Annotated in this window: 25 protein-coding genes; 16 read left to right on the top strand and 9 right to left on the bottom strand. The window is 67.1% G+C overall.

The window, feature by feature from the left end; genetic code table 11:
* Window positions 1-13: 13 nt before the first annotated feature.
* The gene (locus QTI04_RS18810) at window positions 14-331 is read right to left on the bottom strand and encodes a DUF2917 domain-containing protein (RefSeq protein ID WP_286617006.1); all 318 of its coding nucleotides are present in this window, start codon (window positions 329-331) and stop codon (window positions 14-16) included.
* Between the two features lie 82 nt (window positions 332-413).
* Between QTI04_RS18810 and QTI04_RS18805 the strand changes: the two genes are divergently transcribed.
* Window positions 414-1,346 (top strand): LysR substrate-binding domain-containing protein, encoded by a 933-nt coding sequence (locus tag QTI04_RS18805; protein ID WP_286617004.1) that lies wholly within the window; start codon window positions 414-416, stop codon window positions 1,344-1,346.
* Between the two features lie 81 nt (window positions 1,347-1,427).
* Window positions 1,428-2,129, top strand: coding sequence for a ProQ/FINO family protein (locus QTI04_RS18800; RefSeq protein ID WP_286617002.1), 702 nt, complete (start codon window positions 1,428-1,430; stop codon window positions 2,127-2,129).
* Between the two features lie 8 nt (window positions 2,130-2,137).
* Here QTI04_RS18800 and QTI04_RS18795 read toward each other — a convergent pair whose 3' ends face one another.
* Window positions 2,138-4,312 (bottom strand): malate synthase G, encoded by a 2,175-nt coding sequence (locus QTI04_RS18795; RefSeq protein ID WP_286617000.1) that lies wholly within the window; start codon window positions 4,310-4,312, stop codon window positions 2,138-2,140.
* 199 nt (window positions 4,313-4,511) lie between these two features.
* On the opposite strand from QTI04_RS18795, the gene hisC reads away from it, so the two are divergent.
* Entirely contained in the window at window positions 4,512-5,507 is a 996-nt protein-coding gene (gene hisC, locus QTI04_RS18790; protein ID WP_286616998.1) for a histidinol-phosphate transaminase, read from the top strand.
* Window positions 5,508-5,549: 42 nt separating this feature from the next.
* Window positions 5,550-6,530 (top strand): Bug family tripartite tricarboxylate transporter substrate binding protein, encoded by a 981-nt coding sequence (locus QTI04_RS18785; RefSeq protein WP_286616996.1) that lies wholly within the window; start codon window positions 5,550-5,552, stop codon window positions 6,528-6,530.
* Window positions 6,531-6,544: 14 nt separating this feature from the next.
* Here QTI04_RS18785 and QTI04_RS18780 read toward each other — a convergent pair whose 3' ends face one another.
* On the bottom strand, window positions 6,545-7,285 hold the full coding sequence (locus QTI04_RS18780) for an IclR family transcriptional regulator (RefSeq protein WP_286603625.1): 741 nt from the start codon (window positions 7,283-7,285) through the stop codon (window positions 6,545-6,547).
* Window positions 7,286-7,392: 107 nt separating this feature from the next.
* Here QTI04_RS18780 and QTI04_RS18775 point away from each other — a divergent pair, with 107 nt between their 5' ends.
* Complete coding sequence (locus tag QTI04_RS18775) at window positions 7,393-8,334, top strand: hydroxymethylglutaryl-CoA lyase (protein WP_286616995.1); 942 nt, start codon at window positions 7,393-7,395, stop codon at window positions 8,332-8,334.
* Window positions 8,327-9,517: a CaiB/BaiF CoA-transferase family protein gene (locus QTI04_RS18770; RefSeq protein WP_286616994.1), complete on the top strand. Its 1,191-nt coding sequence runs from the start codon at window positions 8,327-8,329 to the stop codon at window positions 9,515-9,517. The genes QTI04_RS18775 and QTI04_RS18770 overlap by 8 nt, the downstream gene beginning before the upstream one ends.
* 44 nt (window positions 9,518-9,561) lie before the next feature.
* Here the strand turns inward: QTI04_RS18770 and QTI04_RS18765 are convergent, their stop codons facing one another.
* Complete coding sequence (locus QTI04_RS18765; RefSeq protein WP_286603678.1) at window positions 9,562-9,912, bottom strand: VOC family protein; 351 nt, start codon at window positions 9,910-9,912, stop codon at window positions 9,562-9,564.
* 174 nt (window positions 9,913-10,086) lie between these two features.
* Here QTI04_RS18765 and QTI04_RS18760 point away from each other — a divergent pair, with 174 nt between their 5' ends.
* The 3 genes from QTI04_RS18760 to QTI04_RS18750 are packed head-to-tail and all read left to right on the top strand — an operon-like array spanning window position 10,087 to window position 13,544.
* On the top strand, window positions 10,087-11,046 hold the full coding sequence (locus QTI04_RS18760; RefSeq protein WP_286616992.1) for a LysR family transcriptional regulator: 960 nt from the start codon (window positions 10,087-10,089) through the stop codon (window positions 11,044-11,046).
* Complete coding sequence (locus QTI04_RS18755; RefSeq protein WP_286616990.1) at window positions 11,043-11,501, top strand: DUF2214 family protein; 459 nt, start codon at window positions 11,043-11,045, stop codon at window positions 11,499-11,501. Before QTI04_RS18760 ends, QTI04_RS18755 begins: the two co-directional genes overlap by 4 nt.
* 6 nt (window positions 11,502-11,507) lie before the next feature.
* A complete protein-coding gene (locus QTI04_RS18750; RefSeq protein ID WP_286616989.1) occupies window positions 11,508-13,544 on the top strand; it encodes a fused MFS/spermidine synthase in 2,037 nt (678 codons plus the stop codon).
* A gap of 43 nt (window positions 13,545-13,587) precedes the next feature.
* Here QTI04_RS18750 and QTI04_RS18745 read toward each other — a convergent pair whose 3' ends face one another.
* The gene (locus QTI04_RS18745; RefSeq protein WP_286603616.1) at window positions 13,588-13,854 is read right to left on the bottom strand and encodes a hypothetical protein; all 267 of its coding nucleotides are present in this window, start codon (window positions 13,852-13,854) and stop codon (window positions 13,588-13,590) included.
* Between the two features lie 143 nt (window positions 13,855-13,997).
* On the opposite strand from QTI04_RS18745, the gene argS reads away from it, so the two are divergent.
* The 7 genes from argS (at window position 13,998) to QTI04_RS18710 (ending at window position 21,960) form a co-directional block, all read left to right on the top strand.
* Window positions 13,998-15,671, top strand: a complete 1,674-nt coding sequence (gene argS, locus QTI04_RS18740; RefSeq protein ID WP_286616988.1) for an arginine--tRNA ligase — start codon at window positions 13,998-14,000, stop codon at window positions 15,669-15,671.
* 14 nt (window positions 15,672-15,685) lie between these two features.
* Window positions 15,686-16,399: an SPOR domain-containing protein gene (locus tag QTI04_RS18735; protein WP_286616986.1), complete on the top strand. Its 714-nt coding sequence runs from the start codon at window positions 15,686-15,688 to the stop codon at window positions 16,397-16,399.
* Window positions 16,400-16,481: 82 nt separating this feature from the next.
* Window positions 16,482-17,132 (top strand): thiol:disulfide interchange protein DsbA/DsbL, encoded by a 651-nt coding sequence (locus QTI04_RS18730; protein WP_286603613.1) that lies wholly within the window; start codon window positions 16,482-16,484, stop codon window positions 17,130-17,132.
* Window positions 17,133-17,255: 123 nt separating this feature from the next.
* Window positions 17,256-17,933, top strand: a complete 678-nt coding sequence (gene lptA, locus QTI04_RS18725) for a lipopolysaccharide transport periplasmic protein LptA (RefSeq protein ID WP_286616984.1) — start codon at window positions 17,256-17,258, stop codon at window positions 17,931-17,933.
* 14 nt (window positions 17,934-17,947) lie between these two features.
* Window positions 17,948-18,724 (top strand): LPS export ABC transporter ATP-binding protein, encoded by a 777-nt coding sequence (lptB, locus tag QTI04_RS18720; protein ID WP_286603611.1) that lies wholly within the window; start codon window positions 17,948-17,950, stop codon window positions 18,722-18,724.
* A gap of 31 nt (window positions 18,725-18,755) precedes the next feature.
* The gene (locus tag QTI04_RS18715) at window positions 18,756-20,342 is read left to right on the top strand and encodes an RNA polymerase factor sigma-54 (RefSeq protein WP_286616982.1); all 1,587 of its coding nucleotides are present in this window, start codon (window positions 18,756-18,758) and stop codon (window positions 20,340-20,342) included.
* Between the two features lie 13 nt (window positions 20,343-20,355).
* On the top strand, window positions 20,356-21,960 hold the full coding sequence (locus QTI04_RS18710; RefSeq protein ID WP_286616981.1) for a phospholipase D family protein: 1,605 nt from the start codon (window positions 20,356-20,358) through the stop codon (window positions 21,958-21,960).
* 1 nt (window position 21,961) lies between these two features.
* Here QTI04_RS18710 and QTI04_RS18705 read toward each other — a convergent pair whose 3' ends face one another.
* From QTI04_RS18705 to QTI04_RS18690, 4 genes are read right to left on the bottom strand one after another with little or no spacing between them, the layout of a single operon-like run.
* Window positions 21,962-22,579, bottom strand: a complete 618-nt coding sequence (locus QTI04_RS18705) for a YceI family protein (RefSeq protein ID WP_286616979.1) — start codon at window positions 22,577-22,579, stop codon at window positions 21,962-21,964.
* Window positions 22,580-22,617: 38 nt separating this feature from the next.
* Window positions 22,618-23,205: a YceI family protein gene (locus QTI04_RS18700; protein WP_286616978.1), complete on the bottom strand. Its 588-nt coding sequence runs from the start codon at window positions 23,203-23,205 to the stop codon at window positions 22,618-22,620.
* On the bottom strand, window positions 23,202-23,804 hold the full coding sequence (locus QTI04_RS18695) for a cytochrome b (RefSeq protein WP_286616977.1): 603 nt from the start codon (window positions 23,802-23,804) through the stop codon (window positions 23,202-23,204). Before QTI04_RS18695 ends, QTI04_RS18700 begins: the two co-directional genes overlap by 4 nt.
* Before the next feature lie 21 nt (window positions 23,805-23,825).
* Entirely contained in the window at window positions 23,826-25,601 is a 1,776-nt protein-coding gene (locus QTI04_RS18690; RefSeq protein WP_286616975.1) for a hybrid sensor histidine kinase/response regulator, read from the bottom strand.
* Between the last annotated feature and the right edge of the window lie 31 nt (window positions 25,602-25,632).

The following is a 25,632-nucleotide window of genomic DNA, read 5'->3' as shown; positions in this document are numbered from 1 at the left end:
CCGGGCCCTGGGGTCAAGCCGGGGTCATCCCGTGGGGCCACAGTCGCCAGGGCGACGCAGAGCGTTCCGGCCGTGCGCGCTCCGCCGCCACCGTGAGGCGTTCGGCGGTGAAACGCACGCACGAGGGCTCCAGCGCTGCCACCAGCGCGCGCCGGTGCACGTCGCTGCGAAATCGCTCACCCTCTTCGAGGATGATGTCGCGCGGGTCGTGATCGAGCGTGATCCACAGGCTGCCGGCCTGGCATTCGATGTCCACGTCATGGGCATCGGGCAGGGTGAAGATGGCTTTCTTCGGCAGGCTCAGACTCAGGCGTTGCGGGCGGGTGTTCATCGCGGGCTCCTTGGCATTCGTCATGAGAATGAATATAGTGATCTGAGCCCTACGTGTCATACGGTCATTCGGAACTCGTTGCATGCATCCAGAGAATGCGAAGACCCCTGCGCCCGCGGTCGAACTACCCCCGTTGGAGCTGTTGCGCAGCTTCGAGGCTGCCGCGCGGACGCTGAGCTTCACCCAAGCCGCCGCCGAGGTGTTTCTCACCCAATCGGCGGTGAGCCGGCAGATCCAGCAGCTCGAAGCCAGCCTCGGCGTGCTGCTGTTCGAGCGCCGCCATCGCGCACTTGCGCTCACCGAGGCCGGACGTGTACTGCAGCGCGCCGTGGTCGAGAGCCTGGAACGTCTGCGCGACGCCACCGCCCGGCTCCGGGCGGCGCCGGCCATGCGGCAGGTCGCGATCACCACCACGCCGGGCTTTGCCTCTCTGTGGCTCATTCCCCGCCTCGCGCATTTCACGGCCGACCACCCGCTGGTCGACGTGCGTGTGTCCGCGACGCTCGACGTGCTGGACTTGGAGCGCAGCCGTATCGACGTGGCAGTGCGCTTCGTGCCGATCACGCGCGGCACCGGGGCGACGCTGTTCGAAGAGTCCGTCATGCCGCTGTGCGCTCCGCGCATCGCTGTCGCCTTGCACGTGCCAGGCGATCTGGTGGAACAGACCCTGCTGACTGTCGACATGCCCAACCATGCCGAGGCGCCCACGGTCGACTGGGAGCCTTGGCTCGAAGTGATGGGGCTGTCCGACCTGCGGATGAAGAACACCATGCGCTTCACGCAGTACGCCGACGCTGTCGCCGCGGCAGTGGCCGGCCAGGGTGTGGTGATCGGTCGTCTCCCGCTGTTGCGTGAGCTGGTTCAGACCGGGCAGTTGGTGGCGCCGTTCAGCGAGGGCGCGGCGTCGCGGCGCGGCTATTTCATCGAGACCTCGCGCCGTGCGGCAGGCAATCCTGACGCCCAGGACTTCGTGCGCTGGCTGCGCGCCGAAGCTGAAGCGGCGCAGAGGGGCTGAGGAAGGGGCTTTGCCACGGCATTACAGTCGGGGCAACGCATTCGCCCGTTGGGCCCCCGATTCCGCAGACAAGAAATCTCGATGACTCCGACCCCCGAAACCGTCCCCGCACCCGCGGCCGCCAAGAAAGGCGGCCGCGAGCGGCAGAACGCCAAGCCGAAGAACGCCAACCCGAAGGTGCCCCAGCGTGCGCGCAAGGTTCATCCCGCCCTCGAAAAGCTGTTCGAGCTGTATCCCAAGATGTTCGGTGCGCGCTTCCTGCCGCTGAAGCTCGGCGTGTACCAGGAACTGCTCGCCCTGCATCCGGACGAGTTCAAGAAGGAAGATCTCAAGATCGCACTCGGGCTTCATGCCCGCTCCACGCGCTACCTCGAGGCCGTGGCGGCCGGCGAGCAGCGCCACGACCTGAACGGGCAGCCCGTCGAACCCGTTGCGCCCGAGCACGTGCATCACGCCATCCTCGAAGTCTTCAAGCGGCGGCAGGCCCGCAGCAGCGAAGATCTTCGGCCCAAGCTGCGCGACCGTCTGGTCGAGGCCATCGAGGCCTCTGGTCTCACGCGCGAGGAATACGTGCTGGCTGTTCGCACGGGTGACGAAGCATCGAGCGCCGTGCTCGACGAGGCCTTTGCAGAAGTCGGCGCGCGGACCGCGAGGCGCGAGGCGTTGCTGCGCGCCTTCGAGGCCAGCGGCCGTCCAGTGGCCGAATTCGCGGAAATGTACGGGATGGATCCGGCCGAAGTCGGCAGAATCCTGGAGCGCGCGCGGCCTCGCGCGCAGTCCTAGTCAGCGGCTCAGGCGCCCGCCTTCACCTTCAACCGCCATGCGTGCAGCAGCGGCTCGGTGTAGCCGCTCGGCTGCTCGACGCCCTTGAACACCAGCTCCAGCGCGGCCTTGTACGCAGCCGAGGTGCCGAAGTTGCCCGCCATCTTCTTGTAGAGCGGATCGCCGGCGTTCTGCTGGTCCACCACCGCGGCCATGCGCTGGAAGGTCGCATCGACCTGCTCCTTCGTCACCACGCCGTGCAGCAGCCAGTTGGCGATGTGCTGGCTGGAGATGCGCAGGGTCGCGCGGTCTTCCATCAGGCCGACGTTGTGGATGTCCGGCACCTTGGAGCAGCCGACGCCCTGGTCGATCCAGCGCACGACGTAGCCCAGGATGCCCTGCACGTTGTTGTCGAGTTCCTGCTGGCGCTCGGCGTCGGTCCAGTTCACGTGCGGCGCGACCGGCACCTTGAGCAGGTCGCTCAGGATGTTGTCGCGCTCGGCGTTGGCGTCGATCTTCTCCAACTGCTTCTGCACATCGGCCACGCTCACCTGGTGGTAGTGCAACGCATGCAGCGTGGCAGCCGTGGGCGATGGCACCCAGGCGGTGTTCGCGCCGGCCTTGGGATGGCCGATCTTCTGTTCGAGCATTGCGGCCATCAGGTCGGGCATGGCCCACATGCCCTTGCCGATCTGCGCCTTGCCACGCAAGCCGCACGAGAGGCCGACCAGCACGTTGTTCTTCTCGTAGGCCTGGATCCAGGGCGTGGTCTTCATGTCGCCCTTGCGCAGCATCGCGCCGGCGTACATGGCGGTGTGCATCTCGTCGCCCGTGCGGTCGAGGAAGCCGGTGTTGATGAAGGCCACGCGCGCGGCGGCCTCGGCGATGCAGGCCTTGAGGTTCACGCTGGTGCGGCGCTCCTCGTCCATGATGCCGAGCTTCACGGTGTTGGCGGGCAGGCCGAGAATTTCCTCGATGCGGCCGAACAGCGCGCTCGCGAAGCCCACTTCGGCGGGGCCGTGCATCTTCGGCTTGACGATGTAGACGCTGCCCGTGCGCGAGTTGCCCTTGCGCTTCAGGTCGATGGTGGCGATGGTCGTCGTGATCACCGCGTCCATGATCCCTTCGGGGATCTCCTTGCCGCCGGCGTACAGGATGGCCGGGTTGGTCATCAGGTGGCCGACATTGCGCACGAACATCAGCGAGCGGCCATGCAGCTTGACCGGCTTGCCGTCGGCGCCCGTGTATTCGCGGTCCGGGTTGAGGCCGCGCGTGAAGGTCTTGCCGCCCTTGGCGACTTCCTCGGTCAGAGTGCCTTGCAGGATGCCGAGCCAGTTCGAATAGGCGAGCACCTTGTCCTCGGCGTCGACCACGGCCACGGAGTCTTCGAGGTCGAGGATGGTCGAGAGCGCCGATTCGAGCACGACGTCGCTGATGCCCGCCGCATCGCTCTTGCCGATGGCGGTACTGCGATCGATCTGGATGTCGACGTGGATGCCGTTGTGCTTGATCAGCACCGACTTCGGCGCGGCCGCATCACCCTGGTAGCCGATGAACTGCGTCGGGTCCTTGAGTTCCGTGCTGCTGCTCTGCAGCGCGATCACCAGCTTGCCGTGTTCGACCGTGTAGCCAGTCGCGTTCTTGTGCGAGCCGTTCTCCAGCGGCGCGGCCTGGTCGAGCACGTTGCGTGCGAACCCGATCACCTTGGCGCCGCGCGCCGGGTTGTAGCCCTTGCCCTTCTCGGCGCCGCCGGTCTCGGGAATCGCGTCGGTGCCGTAGAGGGCGTCGTACAGCGAGCCCCAGCGTGCGTTCGCCGCGTTGAGTGCATAGCGTGCGTTCAGGATCGGCACCACCAGTTGCGGACCGGCCTGCAACGCCAGTTCGGCGTCGACGTTGGCCGTGGTGGTCTGCACGTCCTTCGGTTGCGGCAGCAGGTAGCCGATCGATTCCAGGAAGCCGCGGTAGGCCGGCATGTCGGTGATCGGGCCGGGGTGGGCCTTGTGCCACTTGTCCATCTCGGCCTGCAGGCGGTCGCGCTCGGCGAGCAGGGCGATGTTCTTGGGCGCGAATTCGCTGACGATGGCGTCGAAGCCCTTCCAGAAGGTGTCACTCGCAACGCCGGTGGCGGGCAGGACGATGTCTTCGATGAAGCGATGGAGTTCGTTGGCGACCTGGAGGCCGTGAACAGTGGTGCGGGCGGTCATGGTTCTTTTCTCCTTGAGAGGTGCAGCCGGGAACTTTATTCGATACCTGACTGGCGAGTAAGAGCCGAAACTGTGAATGATCAGTGACTAAATTGAGGGTAATCGAAGAATCTGAAGCCTCAACGTCAAAGGGTACGCCCTGATAAGCGCCACGAACATCCTCGATATATTTAACTTGTTAAATATCACGTTGAAATCAATGATCCTCCTGGCCTCCAACGAAAACCCGCTCGGCATGCCCGAATCCGCGCGCCGCGCCGCGGCGGCAGCGCTCGAAGGCGCGGGCAACTACCCCGACAGCAACGGCACGGCGCTCAAGAACGCGCTGGCGGCGCGGCTCGACGTGCCGCTCGACTGGCTGACGCTGGGCTGCGGCTCCAGTGAAATCCTCGAGCTTGCGGCGCAGGTGAGCCTGAAGCCGGGCGAAGGCGTTGTCTATTCGCAGTACGGCTTCGTCGTCTATGCACAGGCGGCCGCGCACGCCCATGCGAAGAGCACGGTCGTGCCGGCGCGTGATTTCGGACATGACCTCCAAGCGATGCGGGCCGCGATCGGCGAAGACACGCGGCTGGTCTTCGTGGCCAACCCGAACAATCCGACGGGTACCTTTCTCGAAGCGGGCCCGCTGCTCGACTTCCTGCAGGCGGTGCCGACGCACGTCACGGTGTTGCTCGACGAGGCCTACACCGAGTACCTCGCGCCCGCGCAGCGCTACGGCAGCATCGAATGGGTGCGGCGCTTTCCCAACCTGATCGTGGCGCGCACCTTCTCCAAGGCCTACGGCCTGGCCGGGATGCGCATCGGCTACGGCGTCTCTCAATCGGCGTTGGCTTCGCGGATGAACGCGCAGCGGCCCCGTTTCAACGTGAGCAGTCCGGCCCAGGCTGCAGCGCTAGCCGCGCTCGCCGACGAAGCATTCCTGGCGCGCAGCTATCAGCTCAACATGGACGGTCGCGCGCAACTCGCGGCAGGCCTGGCCGAACTTGGCCTGCAGACCCTCCCGTCATCCGGCAACTTCCTGATGGTGCAGGTCGGCGACGGCCAGGCGATCTGCTCGCGGCTGATGGCGGCCGGCATCGCCGTTTCGACGCTCGACGGCTACGGCGTGCCGCAGTGGCTGCGCATCACCATTGGCTTGCCGGAACAGAACCGTGCAGTGCTCGCCGCGCTGCGCGACGCGATCGGCGCCCGTTGATCGACCCGCGCACAGAACAACAACCCCGAGGAGACCCACCGCATGAAACGTCGTGATTTCGCAGCGCGCGTCGCTGCCATACCCGTTGCGGCTGCCGTTGCAACCACGTTCGCCGCGCCTTTCGCGCTCGCCCAGGACCACACGACCCGAATCCTCGTCGGCTTTCCGCCGGGCGGTTCGGCCGACGTGGTGGCGCGCCTGCTGGCGGAGAAGATGCGCGTCTCCCTGGGGCAGAACGTCATCATCGACAACAAGCCGGGCGCGGCGGGCCGCCTGGCGCTGGCCGAAGTCAAGCGTGCCGCGCCGGATGGCAACACCTTGCTCTTCTCGCCAAGCGGCGCGCTGGTGATCCACCCGTGGCTCTACCAGAACCTCGGCTACGACACGACAAAGGACTTCACGCCGATCTCGCTGGCAAGCACCTTCGACTTCGCCGTGACCGCCGGACCGGGCGCTCCAGCGGGCGATCTCAAGACCGTGCTGGCCTGGATGAAGGCCAATCCGGGCAAGGCCAACTACGCCACATCGGGCGCGGGGACCGTGCCGCATTTCGCCGGCCAGCTTCTCGCCCAGGCTTCGGGCGTTCCGATGACCCATGTGGCCTATCGCGGCGGCGCGCCTGCCGCCCAGGACCTCATCGGCGGCCAGGTGCCGCTGATGGTCGACACGGCGTCGGAGACCATCGAGCACCATCGCGCCGGCAAGGTGCGCATCCTGGCCGTGACTGGCGAGCAGCGCAGCAGGGCGCTGCCGGATGTACCCACGCTCAAGGAAATCGGCATCGACGTGACGGCCGACGCCTTCTTCGGGCTCTACGGCCCGCCCGGCATGGCGCCGGACATGGCGCAGCGCATCGATCGCGCCGTTGCCAGCGCGCTTCGCGCCCCGGACGTTCAGGAAAAGATCTACGCACTGGGCCTGGTGCCCGCACATTCCGGACCGGCCGAACTGGCGGCCATCCAGGCGGCGCACCTCAAACGCTGGGAGATGCCGATCAAGGCGTCCGGGTTCAAGGCTGAATAGAGGCCGAGGGCCAACTAGACCTTGCCGCTCAGTTGGTGCGCGGCCGCTCGTACGGGCTCGATATAGCGCTCGTCGTAGCGGTGGGTCGGCATCGTCAGCGTGACCGCCGCGGCCAAGCGGCCGTCGGCATGGAACACCGGGGCCGAGATGCCGGCCAACTCGGCCGTGCGGTCGCCGACCAGGGCGCAATAGCCCTGCGCGCGGATCGATTCGTAGAACTCGCGCTCCTTCGCGCCGCGCGGCTGCTCGCCTTCCGGCCCGAAGGCGATCAGGATGCGCGCGCCGGCGCCGCGATCCGAGGGCAGCAGATCGCCCGCGCGGACGTGGTCGCGCACCACGTGCGGCGAGTCGATGCGGTAGAGGCACAGCCGTGCCCAGCCTGCGCCTTGCTGCAGGCGCACGTGGTACGCGGCGCTTTCGCCGGTGGCCGCCACGAGCTCGCGCAGCACCGGCAGCACCACGTCGTCCAGCGAGAAGGACGCCGCATACAGCGCGTGCAGGCGCGCGATTTCCGTCCCGAGCGCGTAGCGGCCATCCACCTGCCGGCGGATCAGGCGCGCATGTTCCAGCGAGGCGAGCAGGCGCAGCACCGTGCTCTTGTAGAGCTGCGTGCGCTCGGCAAACTGCGCGAGCGTGAGTGCGTCGTCGCCGGGCCGGAACGCCGAGAGCAGACTGAGCGCACGATCGACCGCCGCGGCGCCGCCGGGCGCTGCGTTCAGGTCGGATACCGATTCGGTTTGGGCTTTGCGTGGCATGGGATGGCCTTGACAGGACGTGCGATCACCGGTTTAATTCTGTTTAACGGAATATAGTTCTACAAGATAGAACTGTCAAACACCACCGCTCCAGGAGACGAATCCCGATGACTGTCCCCGATGTCCTCATCAGCGAGGTCGGCCCACGCGACGGCCTGCAGTCCGTCAAGTCCACCATGCCGACGGCCGACAAGCTGCGCTGGATCGACGCGCTCTACAAGGCCGGAATCCGCGAGATCGAGGTGGCCTCTTTCGTGCCTGCGCGGCTGCTGCCGCAGATGGCCGACGCCGCCGAGGTGGTGCGCCACGCCGTCACGCTGCCCGGCCTGACCGTGATGGCGCTCGTGCCCAACCGCAAGGGCGCCGAAGCCGCGCTCGCGGCCGGCGTGCACAAGCTGACGATGCCGGTCTCGGCCAGCGCGGCCCATTCGCTCGCCAATGTGCGCAAGACGCGCGAGGAGATGGTCGAGGAGGTCCGCGCGATCTCCGAGCTGCGCCGCGACATCGCGCCGCAGGTCCGGCTTGAAGCGGGCATCTCCACCGCCTTCGGCTGCACGCTGCAGGGCGAGGTGCCGGAGGACGAGGTCATCTGGCTGGCGGCGCAATGCGTGGCGGCCGGCGCCGACGAGTCGGGCCTGTCCGATACGGTGGGTTACGCAAACCCGGCGCAGGTCCGGCGCCTCTTCAAGCGCCTGCGCGCCGAACTCGGCGACAAGGCCGGCGCGGCCCACATGCACAACACACGCGGGCTCGGGCTGGCCAACTGCCTCGCGGCCTACGAGGAAGGCGTGCGCACCTTCGACTCGTCGCTCGGCGGCCTGGGCGGTTGCCCCTATGCGCCCGGCGCCTCGGGCAACGTCGTCACCGAGGACCTCGTCTTCATGTTCGAGGCCATGGGCGTGCGCACCGGCATCGACATCGACCAGCTCATTGCGGCCCGCGCGCCGCTCATCGCCGGCCTGCCGGGCGAACCGGTCTACGGCATGACGCCCGAGGCCGGCCTGCCCAAGGGCTTCGTCCAGGGTTTCCAGGGGGGCGCTCATGTCTGAGTCCACACCACTGCCTTACGCGGGCATCCGCGTCGTCGAATTCACCCACATGGTCATGGGGCCCACCTGCGGCATGCTGCTCGCTGACCTGGGTGCCGAGGTCATCAAGGTCGAGCCCATCGAGGGCGACAACACGCGGCGCCTGCTGGGCTCCGGCGCCGGCTTCTTCCCGACCTTCAACCGCAACAAGAAGAGCATCGCGCTCGACCTCAAGAAGCCCGAGGGCGTCGAAGCCGCGCTGCGCCTGATCGCCACCGCCGACATCGTGAGCGAGAACTTCAAGCCCGGCACGATGAAGAAGCTGGGGCTGGACTACGACAGCCTGCAGAAGCTCAACCCTCGCCTCATCTACGTGAGCCACAAGGGCTTCCTCCCCGGCCCCTACGACCACCGCACCGCGCTCGACGAAGTGGTGCAGATGATGGGCGGCCTCGCCTACATGACCGGCCGCGCCGGCGATCCGCTGCGTGCGGGAACCAGCGTCAACGACATCATGGGCGGCATGTTCGGCGCGATCGGTGCGATGGCGGCGCTGCGCCAGCGCGAACTCACCGGCAAGGGGTGCGAGGTGCAGTCGGCGCTGTTCGAGAACAACATCTTCCTCGTGGCCCAGCACATGATGCAGTTCGCCGCCACCGGCAAGGCCGCCGACCCGATGCCCAGCCGCATCTCGGCCTGGGGCGTGTACGACGTGTTCACCGTCAAGGACGGCGAGCAGATATTCCTGGCGGCGGTCAGCGACAAGCAGTGGAGCATCTTCTGCAAGGCCTTCGGCCTGGAAGAGATGCTGGCCGATCCGCGCCTGAAGACCAACAACGACCGCGTGCTCGCGCGCGAATGGATGATGCCGATCCTGCGCTCGCACCTGGCGGAGCACAGCGCGGCGGAGTTGAGCGCGGTGTTCGAGAAGAACGAACTTCCCTTCGCCCCCATCACCAAGCCGCAGGATCTGTTCGACGACCCGCACCTCAACGCGACCGGCGGGCTCGCGCCGATCCGCATGAACGACGGCAGCGAATCGAAGGTGCCGTTGATGCCCTTCACGCTCGGCGGCGAACGCCCGGGCATCCGCCTGCAGCCCCCGCTGCTGGGCGAGCACACCGACGCCCTGCTCAGGGAGGTCGGCTATACCGACGCGCAGATCGCGGCGCTGAAGTCGCACGACGTCACCTGCAGCACCTAATCCGGAAGGCCAGAAACACGAAGTGCGCGAGCCTGGGGGCGAGCTCAAATGTCCTCGTGCAAGCAGAGGATGTTGCCCTCGGGGTCCTCGAACCAGGCCGCCTTCTCGGAGCCGAGCACGCACACGTGCTCGACCGTCTTGAGCCCCGGCAGGTCGTAGTCGGCAAAGCGCACGCCGCGCTGCTCCAGCGCCTTCACCGCTTCATCGATGCGCTCCACGCGAAAACTCAGTGCCGTGTGTTCGGCCTTGGTGCCTTCGGGCTTGGGGAAGAGCGCGAGTTCGGTGCCGCCACAGTGGTAGATGAACTTGCCGTCCGGCTTGGCGCCGAGCGGCTCCAGGCCCAGCGAATCCTCATAGAAGCGGCGGGCGCGGGCGAGATCCTTCACGGGAAGCATGCAGGTGACGCGGCTGGAGGCAAGTGGGTTCACGATGGTGCTCCGGACAGTCCTGACAAACGCCTTGTAGGCCGATCGCAGTCCGCCCGCCATCCGTAGGAATGCTTAGGCGCGCCGCGTCAGCGTCGCCAGCCCGGCCGGGTTTTCAGCATGCGCTACGCATAATCGCCCGCCATGGACCGCCTGAAGCAACTCGAATCCTTCGTCGCGATCGCCACGCGCGGCAGCCTCACGGCGGCGGCCAAGGCGGAGGGCGTGGCGCCGGCGATCATCGGACGGAGGCTGGACGCGCTCGAAGAGCGGCTGGGCGTCAAGCTCCTGCTGCGCACCACGCGCCGCCTCACGCTCACGCACGAGGGCAGCGCCTTTCTGGAGGACTGCCAGCGCCTGCTGGTCGAGTTGGCGAATGCGGAAGCCAGCGTGAGCGCGGGCGGCGTGAAGGCCAGCGGTCACTTGCGCGTGACCGCGCCGGCCGGCTTCGGCCGGCGGCACGTGGCGCCGCTGGTGCCGCGCTTTCACGAACTGCATCCCGAAGTCACCATCTCATTGAACCTCAGCGACCGGCTGGTCGACATGGCCGGCGAGAGTTTCGATTGCGCGGTGCGCGTCGGCGACCTGCCCGATTCGTCGCTGGTGAGCCTGCGCCTTGCCGACAACCGGCGCCGCTGCGTTGCGACGCCTGGATTCATCCGCCGGCACGGCGCCCCACGTCATCCGGGCGAGCTGTCGCGCTTCGCCTGCCTCAGCCTGTCGAGCGATGCCTCGCAGACCCGCGGCTGGGCCTTTCGGGTGCCGACCGACGACGGCGAGCACGAGGTGATCCACCTGAAGCCGACCGGACCGCTCGATTGTTCCGATGGCCAGGTGCTGCACGACTGGTGCCTGTCCGGCCACGGCATCGCGTGGCGCAGCACCTGGGAGGTGGAGGCCGAGATCGATGCCGGGCTGCTGGTGCCGCTGCTGGACGAATTCGCCGCGCCGCCGAACGGCATCTATGCGGTGTTTCCCCAGCGCAAGCACCTGCCGTTGCGCGTGCGACTGTGGCTCGATTTCCTGAAGGCGCAGTACGCACGCCCCGAGTTCTGGGGCGGCACAATCGCTGCGCTCCCGACAACCAAGGAACCTCCACGATGACGCTCGAAGCCATCCTTGCCTACCTGCACCTGCTGGCCATCCTCACGATGGTCGTCTTCATCGCCAGCGAGGCCGCGCTGTGCCGCGTGGAGTGGCTTAACGCCGCGGTGGTCGAGCGGCTGGGCAAGGTGGACATGGTCTACGGCATCGCCGCGATCGCGGTGCTCGCCACCGGCGTCGCGCGCACCTGGTGGGGTATCAAGGGCACGGCGTGGTACTGGACCAATCCGCTGTTGTACCTGAAGCTCACGCTCTTCATCATCGTGGGCGTGATCTCGATCTTTCCGACGCTCACCTACTCCCGCTGGCGCAAGGCGCTGCGGTCGAGCGGCTCGCTGCCGGCCGAGGCCGAGATCCGCAAGACGCGCAAGCTGGTGATGATCCAGGCGCACTTGATCGCGCTGATTCCGCTGGTGGCAGTCTTTCTCGCGCGCGGTTTCGGCGCCAGGAGCTAGCGTCCCGTGCGGCCGGCAAGCATCAAGGCGCTGTTCGCCGGCACGATCTTCACGAGCGCCTTCCTGCTCTTCCTGGTCCAGCCGCTGATCGCCAAGCAGATCCTGCCGTGGTTCGGCGGCTCGGCCGCGGTGTGGTCGATCTGCATGGTCTTCTTCCAGGTCGTGCTGCTGGCGGGCTATGCGTATTCCGACTGGATCACGCGCCGCCTCGCCGCGCGGGCGCAGGCCAGGTTGCACGTCGGGCTGCTGCTTGCGAGCCTGGCCTTCCTGCCGATCGTGACGAACGCGCGCTGGAAGCCGACCGGCGCGGAGGACCCGACGCTCTGGATCCTCGGGCTGCTGCTCGGGACCATCGGCCTGCCCTATTTCCTCCTATCGACCACCGGGCCGCTGGTGCAATCGTGGGTCGCGCGCACGCCCTGGGGTGCGCAGGTGTACCGCTACTTCTCGCTCTCCAACTTCGCATCGCTCGCGTCGCTTTTGAGCTATCCGGTGCTGATCGAGCCCCGCAGCACGCTGGTGCAGCAAGCCTGGGGATGGTCGATCGCGTACGGCGTGTTCGTGGTGCTCTGCGCCGGAACGACGCTGTACGTGGCGCGGCACTGGGCCGCCGGTGCGCACCCCGCCACGCGCAAGCCGGGCGTCGAGGGGATGCCTGCCGCGAAACCTCGAATCGCCGACTACCTGACGTGGCTCGCCCTGCCGGCCCTTGGCTCGTGGCTGCTACTCGCCATCACGAATCACATCACGCAGAACGTCGCGGCCATCCCTTTCCTGTGGGTGCTGCCGCTCTCGGTCTACCTGTTGAGCTTCGTGCTGACTTTCGAGAGCGACCGCTGGTATCGCCGTGCGGTCTTCGTGCCGCTGGCGGCTGTGATGCTGGCGTTGTGCGCATTCGGGCTGCAGGACAGCCTCGGCTCGAACCTTCGGACCGCACTGCCGATCTACGTCGTCGGCCTGTTCGCGCTGTGCATGTTCCTGCATGGCGAGATGTCGCGCCTGCGGCCGGGCAGCGCGTACCTCACGCGCTTTTACCTCATGCTGTCGCTGGGCGGCGCGCTCGGTGGCGTGAGCGTGGGGCTCGTCGCGCCGCATGTGCTGCCGGCGTACTACGAACTCGGCGTGGGCCTCACGCTGTGCGCGCTGATCGCGGCCGTCCTGTGGCGACAGCGACGCGTTGGCATGGCGGCCTCGCTCGCGCTGGCGGGCGCCTGCGCGTGGTTTCTCGCCTTGCAGGTGGAAGGGGACGCGACGGGTGCGCGCCGCATGCAGCGCAATTTCTACGGCACGCTGGTCACCCTCGACACTTTGCGCGGCGAAGCGAAAGACCACGTGCGCCAGATGTACCACGGCTCCGTCAAGCACGGAGAGCAGTACCTCGCACCCGCGCGACGGCGCGAACCCACCACGTACTACGGACCGAGCTCCGGTGTCGGGCTGGCCATCGCGGCCGCGCCTGCCCGATCGCGACGGATCGGGCTCATCGGACTGGGCGCTGGCACCCTCGCCACCTACGGCCGACCCGGCGATGTGTACCGCGTCTACGAAATCAATCCGGAAGTATTCGATCTGGCCGACAGCGAATTCAGCTTCCTTGCCGACAGTCCGGCTCGCATCGAGCGCGTGCTCGGCGACGCACGCCTGGCGCTGGAGCGCGAACCGCCTCAGGCCTTCGACGTGCTGGCGGTTGACGCGTTCTCAGGCGATTCGGTCCCGATCCACCTCATTACCTCCGAGGCGATGGATGTCTACCTGAGACACATGCGTCCGGAAGGCATCGTCGCCTTTCACGTCACCAACCGCTTCCTCGCGCTGGCGCCCGTGGTCGAGAAAATCGCGCTGGCAAAAGGCCTGCACGTCGCCCTGGTGCACGACGAGCCGAGCGCCGAGGGGCTGCGGAACACCGACTGGGTGCTGGTCGCTCGCGAGCCCGGCCGGCTCGCCAACGGCGCCATTCGGCTGGCCAGTTCGAAGATCGAGCAGATCGCGGGCCTGGAGCCCTGGACCGACGACTACAACAACCTCTTCGGCGTTCTGAAGTAGCGAGTCGCCGCCGTGGTCAGCGCAGCTCGGCCCGATGGGCGAGTTAGCCTTTCGCGTCGCTTTCGCACTTCTTCATGAAGCTGTTCTTGGCGGCACCCGCCAGCGGCTTGCCGTTCTTGTCGATCGCCTTCGCGGCGCAAGCGGGCGCCGCTGAAGCCTTGGCGTCCTTTTCGCACTTCGTGACGAAACTGGTCTTGGCGGCGCCATTCAGCTTCTTCTCCGCGGCCTGCGCGTCACAAGTGGATTGCGCATGTGCAGCACCGAACGACAGGGAGGCACCCAGAGCCAACAGGGAAAGGAGCTTTTTCATGATGGAGTAATTCCTTGACGAAGGGTTGTGACAGGTCTTCCCCGCCCCGGGGCTTGTCCATCCTAACGGTCGTCGTTCACTGTTGGATGACGATCATTGATGATCGTTACTGGCGAAGGTTTTGCCCCCGGTAAAATTCGCGAATGCTATTGGTCAAACAGGAGCTGCTCGCGGCGCTCGCGAACACGCTCGAATCCCTCTCGCCCGGCGCCGGCAGCAAAGCCGCGTTCGAGTCGCCCAAGGTGGCGGCCCACGGCGACTTCGCAAGCACGGCGGCCATGCAGCTCGCCAAGCCGCTCCAGCGCAAGCCGCGCGAGCTGGCCGAAGAACTCAGTGCCGCCCTGCAGGCCACGCCGGCCTTCACCCGATGGGTCGAAGCCGTCGAGATCGCCGGTCCCGGCTTCCTCAACATCCGCCTCAAGACCGCTGCCAAGCAGCAGGTCGTGCACGAGGTGCTGGAGGCGGGCGCGGATTTCGGCAAGCAGCCGGCCCGCGACGAGCGTGTGCTGGTCGAGTTCGTCTCCGCCAACCCCACCGGTCCGCTGCACGTCGGCCATGGCCGCCAGGCCGCGCTCGGCGACGCCATCTGCAACCTGCTCGCCACGCAAGGCGACAGCGTCTGGCGAGAGTTCTATTACAACGACGCCGGCGTGCAGATCCAGACGCTCGCCACCAGCACGCAGCTGCGCGCCAAGGGCCTCAAGCCCGGCGACGCCGAATGGCCCGAGCAGGCCTACAACGGCGAATACATCGCCGACATCGCCGAGGACTTCAAGGCGAAGAAGACCGTGCGCTCCGACGATCGCGAGTACACCGCCAGCGGCGACGTGGACGATATCGATTCGATCCGCCAGTTCGCCGTTGCCTACCTGCGCCACGAGCAGGACCTGGACCTGAAGGCGTTCCAGGTGAAGTTCGACAACTACTACCTCGAGTCCAGCCTCTACACCAGCGGCCGGGTCGAGGCGACGGTGCAGAAGCTCGTCGACGCCGGCAAGACCTATGAGCAGGACGGCGCGCTGTGGCTCAAGTCGACCGAGTACGGCGACGACAAGGACCGCGTCATGCGCAAGGGCGACGGCACCTACACCTACTTCGTGCCCGACGTGGCATACCACATCGCCAAGTGGGAGCGTGGTTTCCACCAGGTGGTCAACATCCAGGGCACCGACCACCACGGCACGATCGCGCGCGTGCGCGCCGGCCTGCAGGCGGCCGGCGTCGGCATTCCCGCCGGCTACCCCGACTACGTGCTGCACACCATGGTGCGCGTGATGCGCGGCGGCGAAGAGGTCAAGATCAGCAAGCGCGCGGGCAGCTACGTCACGCTGCGCGACCTGATCGAGTGGACCAGCACCGACGCGGTTCGCTTCTTCCTGCTGAGCCGCAAGCCCGACACCGAATACACCTTCGACATCGACCTCGCGCTGGCGCAGAACAACGACAACCCCGTCTACTACGTGCAGTACGCCCATGCGCGGATCTGCTCGGTGCTGGCAGCGTGGGGCGGCGATGCGGCTACGCTCAAGGACGTGGACCTGTCGCCGCTGCAAAGCCCGGCGTCGCAGGCCCTGCTGCTGCAACTCGCGAAATACCCCGCCATGCTGACCGCCGCGGCGAAGGATTTCGCACCGCACGACGTCACCTTCTACCTGCGCGAACTGGCCGCCAGCTACCACAGCTATTACGACGCCGAGCGCATCCTGGTCGACGACGAGCCGGTGAAGCGGGCCCGCCTCGCGCTGGTCGCGGCGACTGCGCAGGTGCTGCACAATGGCCTCGCTGTTCTCGGCGTGAGCGCGCCGCGAAAGATGTGATTTCGACCTCCACCATGAAACAAAGACAAAGCGGCAACATCGTCATCGGCTTGATCATCGGGCTGGTGCTCGGGCTCGGCGTGGCGCTCGGCATCGCGGTCTACGTGACCAAAGTTCCGATCCCGTTCATGACCAAGACGCAGCGCGGCGGCCCCGAGCAGGACGAAGCCGAGGCGCGCAAGAACCGCGACTGGGATCCGAATGCGCCGCTCGCGGGCAAGTCGGCGCCGCCGCCCCGCGCCGCCGCGGCGACGCCAGCAACGCCCACGCAGCCGGCCAGCGTCGGCCCTCTCAACCCGCCGGCCGCGCCCGTGCCAGTGGTGGTTGCCCCGGGTTCCCGTGGCAGCGACCCGGCCACCCCGCCGCGCACGGCACGCCCCGCGCCCGTGCCGGCCGAGGCCAACGCCACGCCGTCGAGCGACCCCCTGGGCGATCTCGCCAAGGCGCGCGCGGGCACCAGCAGCAGCGCGAACGCCGCCCCCAGCACCGACCCCTTCATGTACTTCGTGCAGGCCGGCGCCTTCCGCACCTCCGAGGACGCCGAAGCGCAGCGCGCCAAGCTGTCGCTGATGGGGGTGGAAGCCCGCGTGACCGAACGCGAGCAGGCCGGCCGGACCGTCTACCGTGTGCGTGCAGGCCCGTTCAACAAGAAGGACGACGCCGATCACCTCAAGGAACGGCTCGACAGCGGAGGGCTCGAATCGGCCCTGGTCCGCGTCCAGCGCTGAACCTTCGCTTTTCTTTACTTCGCGCAACCGGGGAACTCCACTCCGGGTCGCGGGCTCTTTCAGCCGACAGGAGAACCTCTCAATGAATCGTCGTGACTTTTCGCTGGCCGCTGCCTCGCTGGGCCTTCTTCCCCTCGTGGCGCCTTCGCACGCGCAGCAGCAACGGCTGCCCAAGGCCGGCGCCGACTATGTCGTGCTCGGAAAGCCCGCGCCGGTCGACACGCCGGCCGGCAAGGTCGAAGTGGTCGAATTCTTTTCGTACAACTGCCCGCACTGCGCGGCCTTCGAGCCGCAACTCGAAGCCTGGGTCAAGAAACTGCCGCCGTACGTCAATTTCAAGCGCATTCCGGTGCCCTTCGTGGGCAACGATACGGAAGCCAAGCAGCGCCTGTACTACACGCTCGAAGCCATGGGCAAGGTGGACGAGTTCCAGCTGAAGCTGTTCGACGCCATTCACAAGCAGCGCCAGCCCCTGACCGGCGACGCGGGGATCCTGGCGTGGGCCGAAAAGCAGCCGGGCCTGGATGCCAAGAAGTTCGCCGAGCTGTACAAGTCCTTCTCGGTCTCCGGCAAGGCGAAGCGCGCAGCCCAACTCACGAGCGACTACCAGGTCGCCGGCGTGCCGGCCATCGGCGTGGCCGGTCGCTGGTATGTGGACGGCGACACGGCCGGCTCGCTGGACCGCGCGCTGCAAGTCACTGATTTCCTGATCGGCGAAGCCCGCAAGGGCTGAAAAACCGGGTGGTTTCGCCACCCGCCCGCTCAAGAAGGCCCGCTTCTGCGGGCTTTTTCGTCAGGCCTCGCGAAACCGCATCCGCCGGCCGCATACAATCGTCAGAGCAAGTTTCGTGCCTCTATGATCTCGCCACTCCCATCTTCTCTCCGCCATCTCAGCCGTGCGCTGTTTTTCGCCCTGGCCCTGGCCGGCCTTGCGTCGGTTGCCCAGGCCGAGAAAGCAGACCGCACCAAGCCGATGAACATCGAGGCGGATTCGATGCGCTACGACGACCTCAAGCAGACCAGCGTCTTCACGGGCAACGTGGTCGTGAACAAGGGCACGATCATCATCCGCGGCGACAGGATCGACGTCCGGCAAGACCCCGAGGGCTACCAGTTCGGCGTGGTCACGGCGGCGCCCGGCAAGCTGGCCTACTACAAGCAGAAGCGCGACGCGGGGTCCGACGAGTGGATCGAGGGCGAGGGTGAAGTCATCGAATACGACAGCCGAGCCGACAACGTCAAGTTCATTCGCCGCGCGGTGATGCGCCGCTTGATCGGCGCTACGCCGAACGACGAGAGCAGCGGCCCGCTGATCGTGTACGACCAGAGCAACGACACGTTCACCGTCAACGGTTCGTCGGTGCCGCCGAACGCCGGCGTGGCGAGCCAGGGCGGCCGGGTCAAGGCGATCCTCACGCCCAAGCCTGCGCCGACCGCTCCCGCTGCGTCGGCTGCCAGCAGCAAGCCCGCTGCCCCGGCGTCAGGCACCGGCCTGCGCTCCACCACCACCCTCGGGGGAGAGCCCAAGAAGTGATCGAAACCGCTGGCATGAGTGAGGGCGCTGGCGCGCCAGGCAGCCGCCTCGAAGCGCGTGGGCTCCAGAAGAGCTACGGCAGCCGCAAGGTCGTCAAGGATGTGTCGCTGGGCGTGCAGAAGGGCGAAGTCGTCGGTCTCCTGGGCCCCAACGGTGCGGGCAAGACCACGTCCTTCTACATGATCGTCGGCCTGGTGCGGGCCGACGCCGGTGACATCACCATCGACGGCGAACCGATCGCGCACATGCCGATCCACCGCCGCGCGCGCATGGGCTTGAGCTACCTGCCGCAGGAGGCATCGATCTTCCGCAAGCTCACGGTCGAGGAGAACGTCCGCGCCGTGCTCGAACTGCAGCGCGAGCCCGATGCCGATGGACGGCCGGTGACGCTGTCGAAGCAGCGCATCGAGGAACGTCTCGCCGAACTGCTGGCCGACCTGCGCGTGGACCACCTGCGCGATTCGCCGGCGCTGTCGCTGTCCGGCGGAGAGCGACGGCGCGTCGAGATTGCCCGCGCCCTGGCCACGCAGCCGCGCTTCATCCTGCTGGACGAGCCCTTCGCGGGCATCGACCCCATCGCGGTGATCGAGATCCAGCGAATCATCAGCTTCCTGAAGGAACGCGGCATCGGTGTGCTGATCACGGACCACAACGTGCGTGAAACGCTGGGCATCTGCGATCACGCTTTCATCATCAGCGACGGGCACGTGCTGGCACAAGGCACGCCCGCGGAGATTGTCGACAACGCCGAGGTGCGCCGCGTGTACCTTGGCGAACATTTCCGCATGTGACCATGCCTAAGGCGAGGGTTTTCGGTTCTCCATGAAACAGGGTCTCTCGCTGCGCGTATCGCAGCATCTCGCGCTGACGCCTCAGCTCCAGCAGTCGATCCGGCTGCTGCAGCTTTCCACGCTCGAGCTGACCCAGGAAGTCGAGCAGATGCTCGACGACAACCCGTTCCTCGAACGCACGGCCGAAGAGGCCACGCGCGAGGAGTTCGGGCTGGAGACGGCCGATGCGCAGGTGCGCGACGACGATCGACTGGCCGAGGGCGACAGCGACTTCACGCCCGGCGCCTCGGCGTCCGTCTCCGAAGCCGCGGTCGCGACCACCAGCGACTCCGAAGTCGCCACCGCCGATACGGCCGATGGCGAGCCCGACTGGGAAGGCGACGGTTCCGTCGACCTCGCCCCCGACGACAGCGAATGGGGCGGCGACGCCCCCGCGCGCGCCAACAACCTGGGCGACGACGAGCGCACTGACGCGACCGAACTTGCGCGCAGCCAGGAATCGCTGCAGTCCTTCCTGCACCGTCAGGCGCTGGCCTTGCGCCTGAGCGAAACCGATCGCGCCGCGCTCCGCTTCCTGATCGAATCGCTCAACGACGACGGCTACCTCGAAGACTCGCTGCCCGCCCTCGCGTCCGGCCTGGCGGGCGACGACAACGACCAGTTCGATGACCTCGTGCATCACTTCCAGGTCGCGCTCGGATTGCTGCAAAGCCTGGAGCCGGCCGGCGTGGGCGCGCGCAGCCTCGGCGAATGCCTGACCATCCAGTTGCGAGCCCTGGCGCACGAGGATGAGACCGACGATGAAGCGCAGGTGCGCAAGACCGCCATCGCCATCTGCAAGCAGCCGATGGAACTGCTTGCCCGGCGCGACTTCAAGCGCCTGGCCACGCTCGCCCGCAGCAACGAGGAAGAAGTGCGCGCGGCGCTGCAGCTCATCGCGCGGCTCGAACCCAAGCCGGGTCGCCGCTTTGTCGATGTCGAGCGCAATGTGGTCGTGCCCGACGTGATCGTCACGCGTGTCGGCAACGGCACCCACACCAAGTTCCGCGTGATGCTCAACCCCGAAGTCATGCCGCGCCTGCGCGTGCACGACATCTACGCCGGTGCGCTCAAGCAGCACAAGGGCGAGGGCAGCCAGGCGCTCTCGCAGCGGCTGCAGGAGGCACGCTGGTTCATCAAGAACATCCAGCAGCGCTTCGACACCATCCTGCGCGTGTCCAACGCCATCGTCGAACGGCAGAAGAGCTTCTTCGTGCACGGCGAACTCGCCATGCGCCCGCTGGTGCTGCGCGAGATCGCTGACGAACTCGGACTGCACGAGTCGACCATCAGCCGCGTGACCACCGCCAAGTACATGGCGACGCCCTACGGCACCGTCGAACTCAAGTACTTCTTCGGCTCGGCGCTGGGCACCGAAACCGGCGGCAATGCGTCGAGCACGGCGGTGCGCGCGCTCATCAAGCAGTTCGTGAGTTCGGAAGACCTCAAGAAGCCGCTGTCCGACAGCCAGATCTCCGAGATGCTGAAGGAGCAGGGCATCGAGTGCGCGCGACGCACCGTCGCGAAGTACCGCGAAGCCTTGCGCATCGCCCCCGCCAATCTGCGCAAGGCCCTCTGAAGGGCGATTGCCGATGACAAGTCGCCCAGCCCTGTTCACGAATGGGTTGCGGCTGGGTTGGGTGTGGATCATGGCGCTGCTGCTCGCGACCGGCTGCGCGACCTTGCCGGACGAATTCGAACGCACGCCTTCCACCGCGATCGCCGCCTCGGCCGACACCGCGCTCGGCAGCATGGCCAAGGCCTCCCAGCCCGACCCGGACCTGAGCGGCTTCCGTCTCATGCCCGGCGGCGATTTCGCGCTCCACACGCGTCTTGAACTCGCACGCCGCGCCGAGCGAACGCTCGACGTGCAGTACTACCAGATCGCCGACGACGAGACCGGCCGCTATTTCCTGCGCACGCTGCGCGACGCGGCGAATCGCGGCGTGCGCGTGCGATTGTTGATGGACGATCTCTACACCTCGGGCGAGGATGAACTCCTGCTCGGACTCGCCGCCGTGCCCAACGTCGAACTCAGGCTGTTCAATCCGTTCCCGGCCGGGCGCGGCAGCATGCTCCAGCGCTTTTCGAGCTCGCTCTTCGACTTCGATCGCGTCAACCGTCGCATGCACAACAAGCTCTTCATCGCCGATGGCGCGATGGCGGTGGCAGGCGGTCGCAACATCGGCAACGAGTACTTCACGCAGACGGCCGGCGAGAACTTCCTGGACATCGACACCTTCGTCTCCGGCGCCCTGGTCGCCCGGCTGGAAAGCCTGTTCGACCTCTACTGGAACAGCCCGTACGTGCGGCCGATCGGAAGTGTCGTGACGAGCGGCCTGTCGGGCGAGGAACTGGCGCGTCGCTTCGACGAGGCGACCGGCCCGGCCACCACGCCCGCGCCGCGCCCGTCCGCGCCCAACGACGTGCTCGGCTACGGCCCGATCGCGGAAGAGATGAAGACCGGCAAGCTTGGCCTGATCTGGACCCGTGCCGAGGCTTATGCCGACTCGCCCGAGCGCGTCATCGGCAAGATCGCGTCCTATGGCGGCGTGCCGCTGCTCGACGTCGACAGCGTGCGCTACAACGTCATCGAGCAGATGCGGCGCGCGCGCTCCGAAGTCACGCTCGTCTCGCCCTACCTGATCCCCGGCAAGGCCGGCCTGGAAGTGATGCGCGAGATCCGCGGCCGCAACGTCCACGTCAGCGTCGTCACGAACTCGCTGGCGGCCACCGATGAGCCCGTGGTCCATACCGGCTACCGCCGCTACCGGCCCGACATGCTGCGGCTCGACGTGGAACTCTACGAACTGAGTTCGGCACGCACGCGCCGCAGCGTGCGACTCGGCCTCTTCGGCTCGCAGGTCGGCCGTCTGCATGCGAAGTCGGCCATCTTCGACCGTCGCACGCTCTTTCTGGGCTCGATGAACTTCGACCCGCGCTCCGACACGCACAACACCGAGATCGGACTCATCATCTTCAGCCCCGAACTGGCGCAGCAGGTGCTGAAGCTGCTCGATGTGCTGAAGCAGCAGGGTGCCTACCGCGTGCGTTTCGCGCAGGGCAGCGAGAAGCTCGAATGGGTGAGTACCGAGGATGGCGTCGAGACCGTGCTCACCGTGGAGCCGGACTCGAACCTGTGGGACCGCGTGATGCTGGAACTGCTGGCGCCGCTCGCGCCGGAGAGCCTCTTGTAGGCTATCTGATATTCACGGCCTCTACCTGTACCAGCAGCCGCACCTTGTCCTCGAAGCCGAAAGGAATGCCCCAGGTGATTCCCCAGTTGCTGCGCTCCACCGTGGTTTCGAAGTCGCCACCGCAGATCTGGCGATTGATCAGCGGGCTCAGGTAGCAGTTGAAGCGGTTCGCCTTCAAGGTCACCGGCCGGGATTGGCCCATGAGCGTGAGCGTGCCTGCGACCTCGGTGACCTTGTCGCCATTGAAGGCGATCTTGTCGGCTACGAAGCGGCCGGTCGGAAACTCGGCCACGTTGAAGAAGTCTTTGCTCTGCAAGTGCCTGTTGAGCAGGTCGACGCCGGTGTTGATGGAGCTGATGTCCATCGTGATGTCGACCTTGCCGCTGGTGCCTTCCGGGTCGATCTTCACGCTGCCGTCCTTGGTGCTGAAGCGGCCCCGGTTGGTGGTGGTGCCGTAGTGGCCCATCTCGTACATCACGAAGGTGTGCGTCGGATCGACCACGTAGGTGGCCCCCTTGACGGGCCCTCCGGCCGGCTTGGCCGCTGCTTCCGGCGCCTGCTGGGCGGCAGCCAGGGTGGTTGCCATCGTCAGCAAGGCGATGGTGATGATCTTCTTCATGTCGGGCTTTCGGATGGCGTTGAAACGGGAGGGCGCGGTCACAGGGGGGCCAGGCCGATCAGCACCAGCTTGAACCGGACCTGCACGTCGTCGCCCACCATCGACGTGTCGGTCCATTCGCCGTCGCCTATCTTGAATGCGAGGCGCTGGATCGTGAGGCTTCCGGTGGCGGTGGATTGGCCGTGCGACTGCACGATCTCCACCGGCACCACCACATACTTGGCGCTGCCCTTGATCGTCAGCTTGCCGGCGATCTCGTAGTGTCCGCTGCCGACGGCCTTGATGCCGCTCGACTGGAAGATCGCCTTCGGAAAGCGCGCCGTGTCGAACCACGCCGGCTTCGGCAACTCGGCGTCGACCTGCGGAAGGCCCAGCGTGGCGCTGCCGACGTCGATCTGCAACGCGACGGAACCGCCTTCGGGCTTGCGGGGATCGAAGGCGACCTGCGCATCGAAGGTCTTGAACGTGCCTTCCACGGGCACGCCCATCTGCTTTGTGACAAAGCCGATCTGGCTCTGGCCGGGAACCAGCTTGGCCGTCGGGGCGGGCTCTGCGGCGGCCGATGCGACGAAAGCAATCAGCGCCGATGCGCACAGCGCGCGCCATGCGAGGAAAGGTCTCTTCATGATGAACGTCCGTGACGCGGAAGCGGCCACATGCGGTCGAGCAGGCCGTCGCGGTCGATGAACCGGTGCTTGAGGGCAGCGGCGACATGCAGCACTGCCACCGCCGCTAGCGTGAAGGCGCCGGCCTTGTGCATCGGCTTCAGCACCGTCTCGGCGAAATCCTTGTCCACCGGCAGCAGGTCCGGCAGCGGCAGCACGCCGAACCACACGATGGGGAAGCCGAGCGCGGAGCTGTAGGCCCAGCCCAGCAGTGGCACGGCGAAGAACAGCACGTACATCGCGAGATGCAGGGCACGGTGCGCGCCGAGCTGCCAGCCCGGCATGGCGGCCTCGATGCGCGCCGGCAAGGGCGGCGGACGATGCGAGAGGCGCCACAGCAGGCGCACGGCCGACAGGCTCAGGATGGTGATGCCCGCCCACTTGTGCCAGTTGTAGAGCTTCAGCCGCAGGGGCGAGAACGGGAGCGCCACCATCGACACGCCCACGCAGAACGAAGTGACGATCATCAGCGCCAGCAACCAGTGCAGCGCCATCGCGACCCGGCCATAACGCGGCGGATCGGAGGAGTCGGCCAGTGGATTCAGCGGCTCGGCGGGCATGCGCAAAGCATAAGCCTGCGTTCAGCCCTGCGCCCGCAGCAGGAGCGCACGCAGGGCGGCCGGCTGGACGGGTTTGCGCAGCGCCTCCCAGCCGCGCTCGCGGGCGACTCGCTGCATCGTGTCGTCGATGTCTGCCGACACGAGCGCGATGGCCAGGTCCGGCCGGAGACGCTGCAGTTCCTTCGCGAGCGCAATGCCGTCCATCTCGCCCGGCAGACGGATGTCGCACAGCGCGACGTCGATCGTCGACAGATCTGCGAGGCCCAGCGTCTCCGCCGCGCTGGCGTAGAGGCGCGGACTGGCGCCCCACAGCCGCAGCAGCGCCGCGATGCTGTCGGCCACCACGGCGTTGTCCTCCACCACCAGCACGGCGAGGCCGGGGCGCAGCATCGTGGCGCCCTGCGTTCCCTTGGCGATCTCGGTGGCCGAGACGAGCGCAGGCGCCAACGGGGCGCCCTGCGGTGCGGCGGGCAGCACGAAGCCGAACACCGAACCTCGCCCCGGCACGGACCGCAGCGTGATCAGCAAACCCAGGCGCTCCGCCAGCCGCCGCACGATGGCAAGCCCCAACCCGTGCCCGCGCTGCAGGTTTCGCTCGACGTTGCCGACCTGCTCGAAGTCGCCGAACACGCGATCCTGTGCTTCCGGGGCGATGCCGATGCCCGCGTCCCGCACCTCGATGCGCCAGCCCTCGCTGCGCCGCCTGCAGGCCAGCAGCACGCGGCCGTGGGGCGCGAACTTGAGCGCGTTGTCCACCAGGTTGCCGAGGATGCGCCGCAGGGCGACCGGGTCCGTCCACGCCGCCGCGTCGGCCGGGCAGCGCACCCGCACGCGGCCGCTGCCGGCCTGGCGTGCGAACTCGTGCAGCAGCGGCGCGAGCGCGACCGCGGACGGCGTGATCGGATCGGCCGCGGCCTCGATGCGTCCAATCTCCAGCAGTTGATTGGTGAGCGCCTCGAGCGCCTGCTGCGCCCGCGACAGCGCCGCGACGGTGTTCTGCACCGTGAGCCGGTCCTCCCCGGCGTCCAGTTGGTGGCGCAGCACCTCGGCCTGCAGGCCCATCGCCATCACCGGCTGCCGCAAGTCGTGGTTGGCCGCCGAGAAGAAGCGCAGGCGCTCGGCCTGGGCCTGCTGCGATTCGCGCAGGCCGGCCAGCGCCTGTTCGCGCAAGGTGCTTTCGTTGTGGCGAAGGCCGATGTTCTCCTCGAGCTGGCGCGAGCGCTCGGCCACCAGCTTCCAGACCATGGCGAGCAGACCGATGCCGAGCACCGAAAGGACCATCATGGCGGGCGATCCGGTCGCGAGCCCCATCACGATCACCGGCGCCAGCAGCAGTGTGATGGCGAGCTGCATCGCCGGCGTGTAGTACGACACGGAGAACACCGACGACAGTGTCATCGCCATGATGACCAGGCCGAGCATCAGTTGCGCCGTGCTGTCGGCCCGGTTGAAGAGCAGGACGCCCGCCGCGCCGTGCGCGCCTTCGTGCACCGCGATGCGCAGCGTGTGCAGGCGCAGCGCCGGCGGCAGGTTCTCGGGTGTCAGCGTCTCGGGCAAATGTTGCGGAAAGAAGCCCCGGTAGGCCGTGGTGATCGCGATCACCACGATCCAGATGCCGGCATGCAGCACCGAGTACTGCCACGCGAACAGGGCGGCCACGCCGCAGTCGAGCAAGAACTGCACGAGCAGCACGGGCCCGCTGGGCTGGGCACTGAGCCGAAGCACCTCGCAATGGATCGCGAACCGATCGGCCGGCGAAGCCTCGGGGTGTGCGGGGGCAGCGGGCGCGGAGCTCATCGGCGAACGCACTATAGAGCAGCTACAAGGG

Origin of the sequence: Variovorax sp. J22R115 (genome assembly GCF_030317005.1) — a bacterium.
Classification (GTDB): domain Bacteria; phylum Pseudomonadota; class Gammaproteobacteria; order Burkholderiales; family Burkholderiaceae_C; genus Variovorax.
Note: the sequence above shows the minus strand (reverse complement) of the source record. Positions and strands in the feature narration are given on the sequence as shown.

Bases quoted from the DNA above. Each gene is read 5' to 3' on its own strand.
- QTI04_RS18810 (WP_286617006.1), bottom strand. From the start codon at position 331: ATGAACACCCGCCCGCAACGCCTGAGTCTGAGCCTGCCGAAGAAAGCC.
- QTI04_RS18805 (WP_286617004.1), top strand. From the start codon at position 414: ATGCATCCAGAGAATGCGAAGACCCCTGCGCCCGCGGTCGAACTACCC.
- QTI04_RS18800 (WP_286617002.1), top strand. From the start codon at position 1,428: ATGACTCCGACCCCCGAAACCGTCCCCGCACCCGCGGCCGCCAAGAAA.
- QTI04_RS18795 (WP_286617000.1), bottom strand. From the start codon at position 4,312: ATGACCGCCCGCACCACTGTTCACGGCCTCCAGGTCGCCAACGAACTC.
- hisC (WP_286616998.1), top strand. From the start codon at position 4,512: ATGATCCTCCTGGCCTCCAACGAAAACCCGCTCGGCATGCCCGAATCC.
- QTI04_RS18785 (WP_286616996.1), top strand. From the start codon at position 5,550: ATGAAACGTCGTGATTTCGCAGCGCGCGTCGCTGCCATACCCGTTGCG.
- QTI04_RS18780 (WP_286603625.1), bottom strand. From the start codon at position 7,285: ATGCCACGCAAAGCCCAAACCGAATCGGTATCCGACCTGAACGCAGCG.
- QTI04_RS18775 (WP_286616995.1), top strand. From the start codon at position 7,393: ATGACTGTCCCCGATGTCCTCATCAGCGAGGTCGGCCCACGCGACGGC.
- QTI04_RS18770 (WP_286616994.1), top strand. From the start codon at position 8,327: ATGTCTGAGTCCACACCACTGCCTTACGCGGGCATCCGCGTCGTCGAA.
- QTI04_RS18765 (WP_286603678.1), bottom strand. From the start codon at position 9,912: ATGCTTCCCGTGAAGGATCTCGCCCGCGCCCGCCGCTTCTATGAGGAT.
- QTI04_RS18760 (WP_286616992.1), top strand. From the start codon at position 10,087: ATGGACCGCCTGAAGCAACTCGAATCCTTCGTCGCGATCGCCACGCGC.
- QTI04_RS18755 (WP_286616990.1), top strand. From the start codon at position 11,043: ATGACGCTCGAAGCCATCCTTGCCTACCTGCACCTGCTGGCCATCCTC.
- QTI04_RS18745 (WP_286603616.1), bottom strand. From the start codon at position 13,854: ATGAAAAAGCTCCTTTCCCTGTTGGCTCTGGGTGCCTCCCTGTCGTTC.
- argS (WP_286616988.1), top strand. From the start codon at position 13,998: ATGCTATTGGTCAAACAGGAGCTGCTCGCGGCGCTCGCGAACACGCTC.
- QTI04_RS18735 (WP_286616986.1), top strand. From the start codon at position 15,686: ATGAAACAAAGACAAAGCGGCAACATCGTCATCGGCTTGATCATCGGG.
- QTI04_RS18730 (WP_286603613.1), top strand. From the start codon at position 16,482: ATGAATCGTCGTGACTTTTCGCTGGCCGCTGCCTCGCTGGGCCTTCTT.
- lptA (WP_286616984.1), top strand. From the start codon at position 17,256: ATGATCTCGCCACTCCCATCTTCTCTCCGCCATCTCAGCCGTGCGCTG.
- lptB (WP_286603611.1), top strand. From the start codon at position 17,948: ATGAGTGAGGGCGCTGGCGCGCCAGGCAGCCGCCTCGAAGCGCGTGGG.
- QTI04_RS18715 (WP_286616982.1), top strand. From the start codon at position 18,756: ATGAAACAGGGTCTCTCGCTGCGCGTATCGCAGCATCTCGCGCTGACG.
- QTI04_RS18710 (WP_286616981.1), top strand. From the start codon at position 20,356: ATGACAAGTCGCCCAGCCCTGTTCACGAATGGGTTGCGGCTGGGTTGG.
- QTI04_RS18705 (WP_286616979.1), bottom strand. From the start codon at position 22,579: ATGAAGAAGATCATCACCATCGCCTTGCTGACGATGGCAACCACCCTG.
- QTI04_RS18700 (WP_286616978.1), bottom strand. From the start codon at position 23,205: ATGAAGAGACCTTTCCTCGCATGGCGCGCGCTGTGCGCATCGGCGCTG.
- QTI04_RS18695 (WP_286616977.1), bottom strand. From the start codon at position 23,804: ATGCCCGCCGAGCCGCTGAATCCACTGGCCGACTCCTCCGATCCGCCG.
- QTI04_RS18690 (WP_286616975.1), bottom strand. From the start codon at position 25,601: ATGAGCTCCGCGCCCGCTGCCCCCGCACACCCCGAGGCTTCGCCGGCC.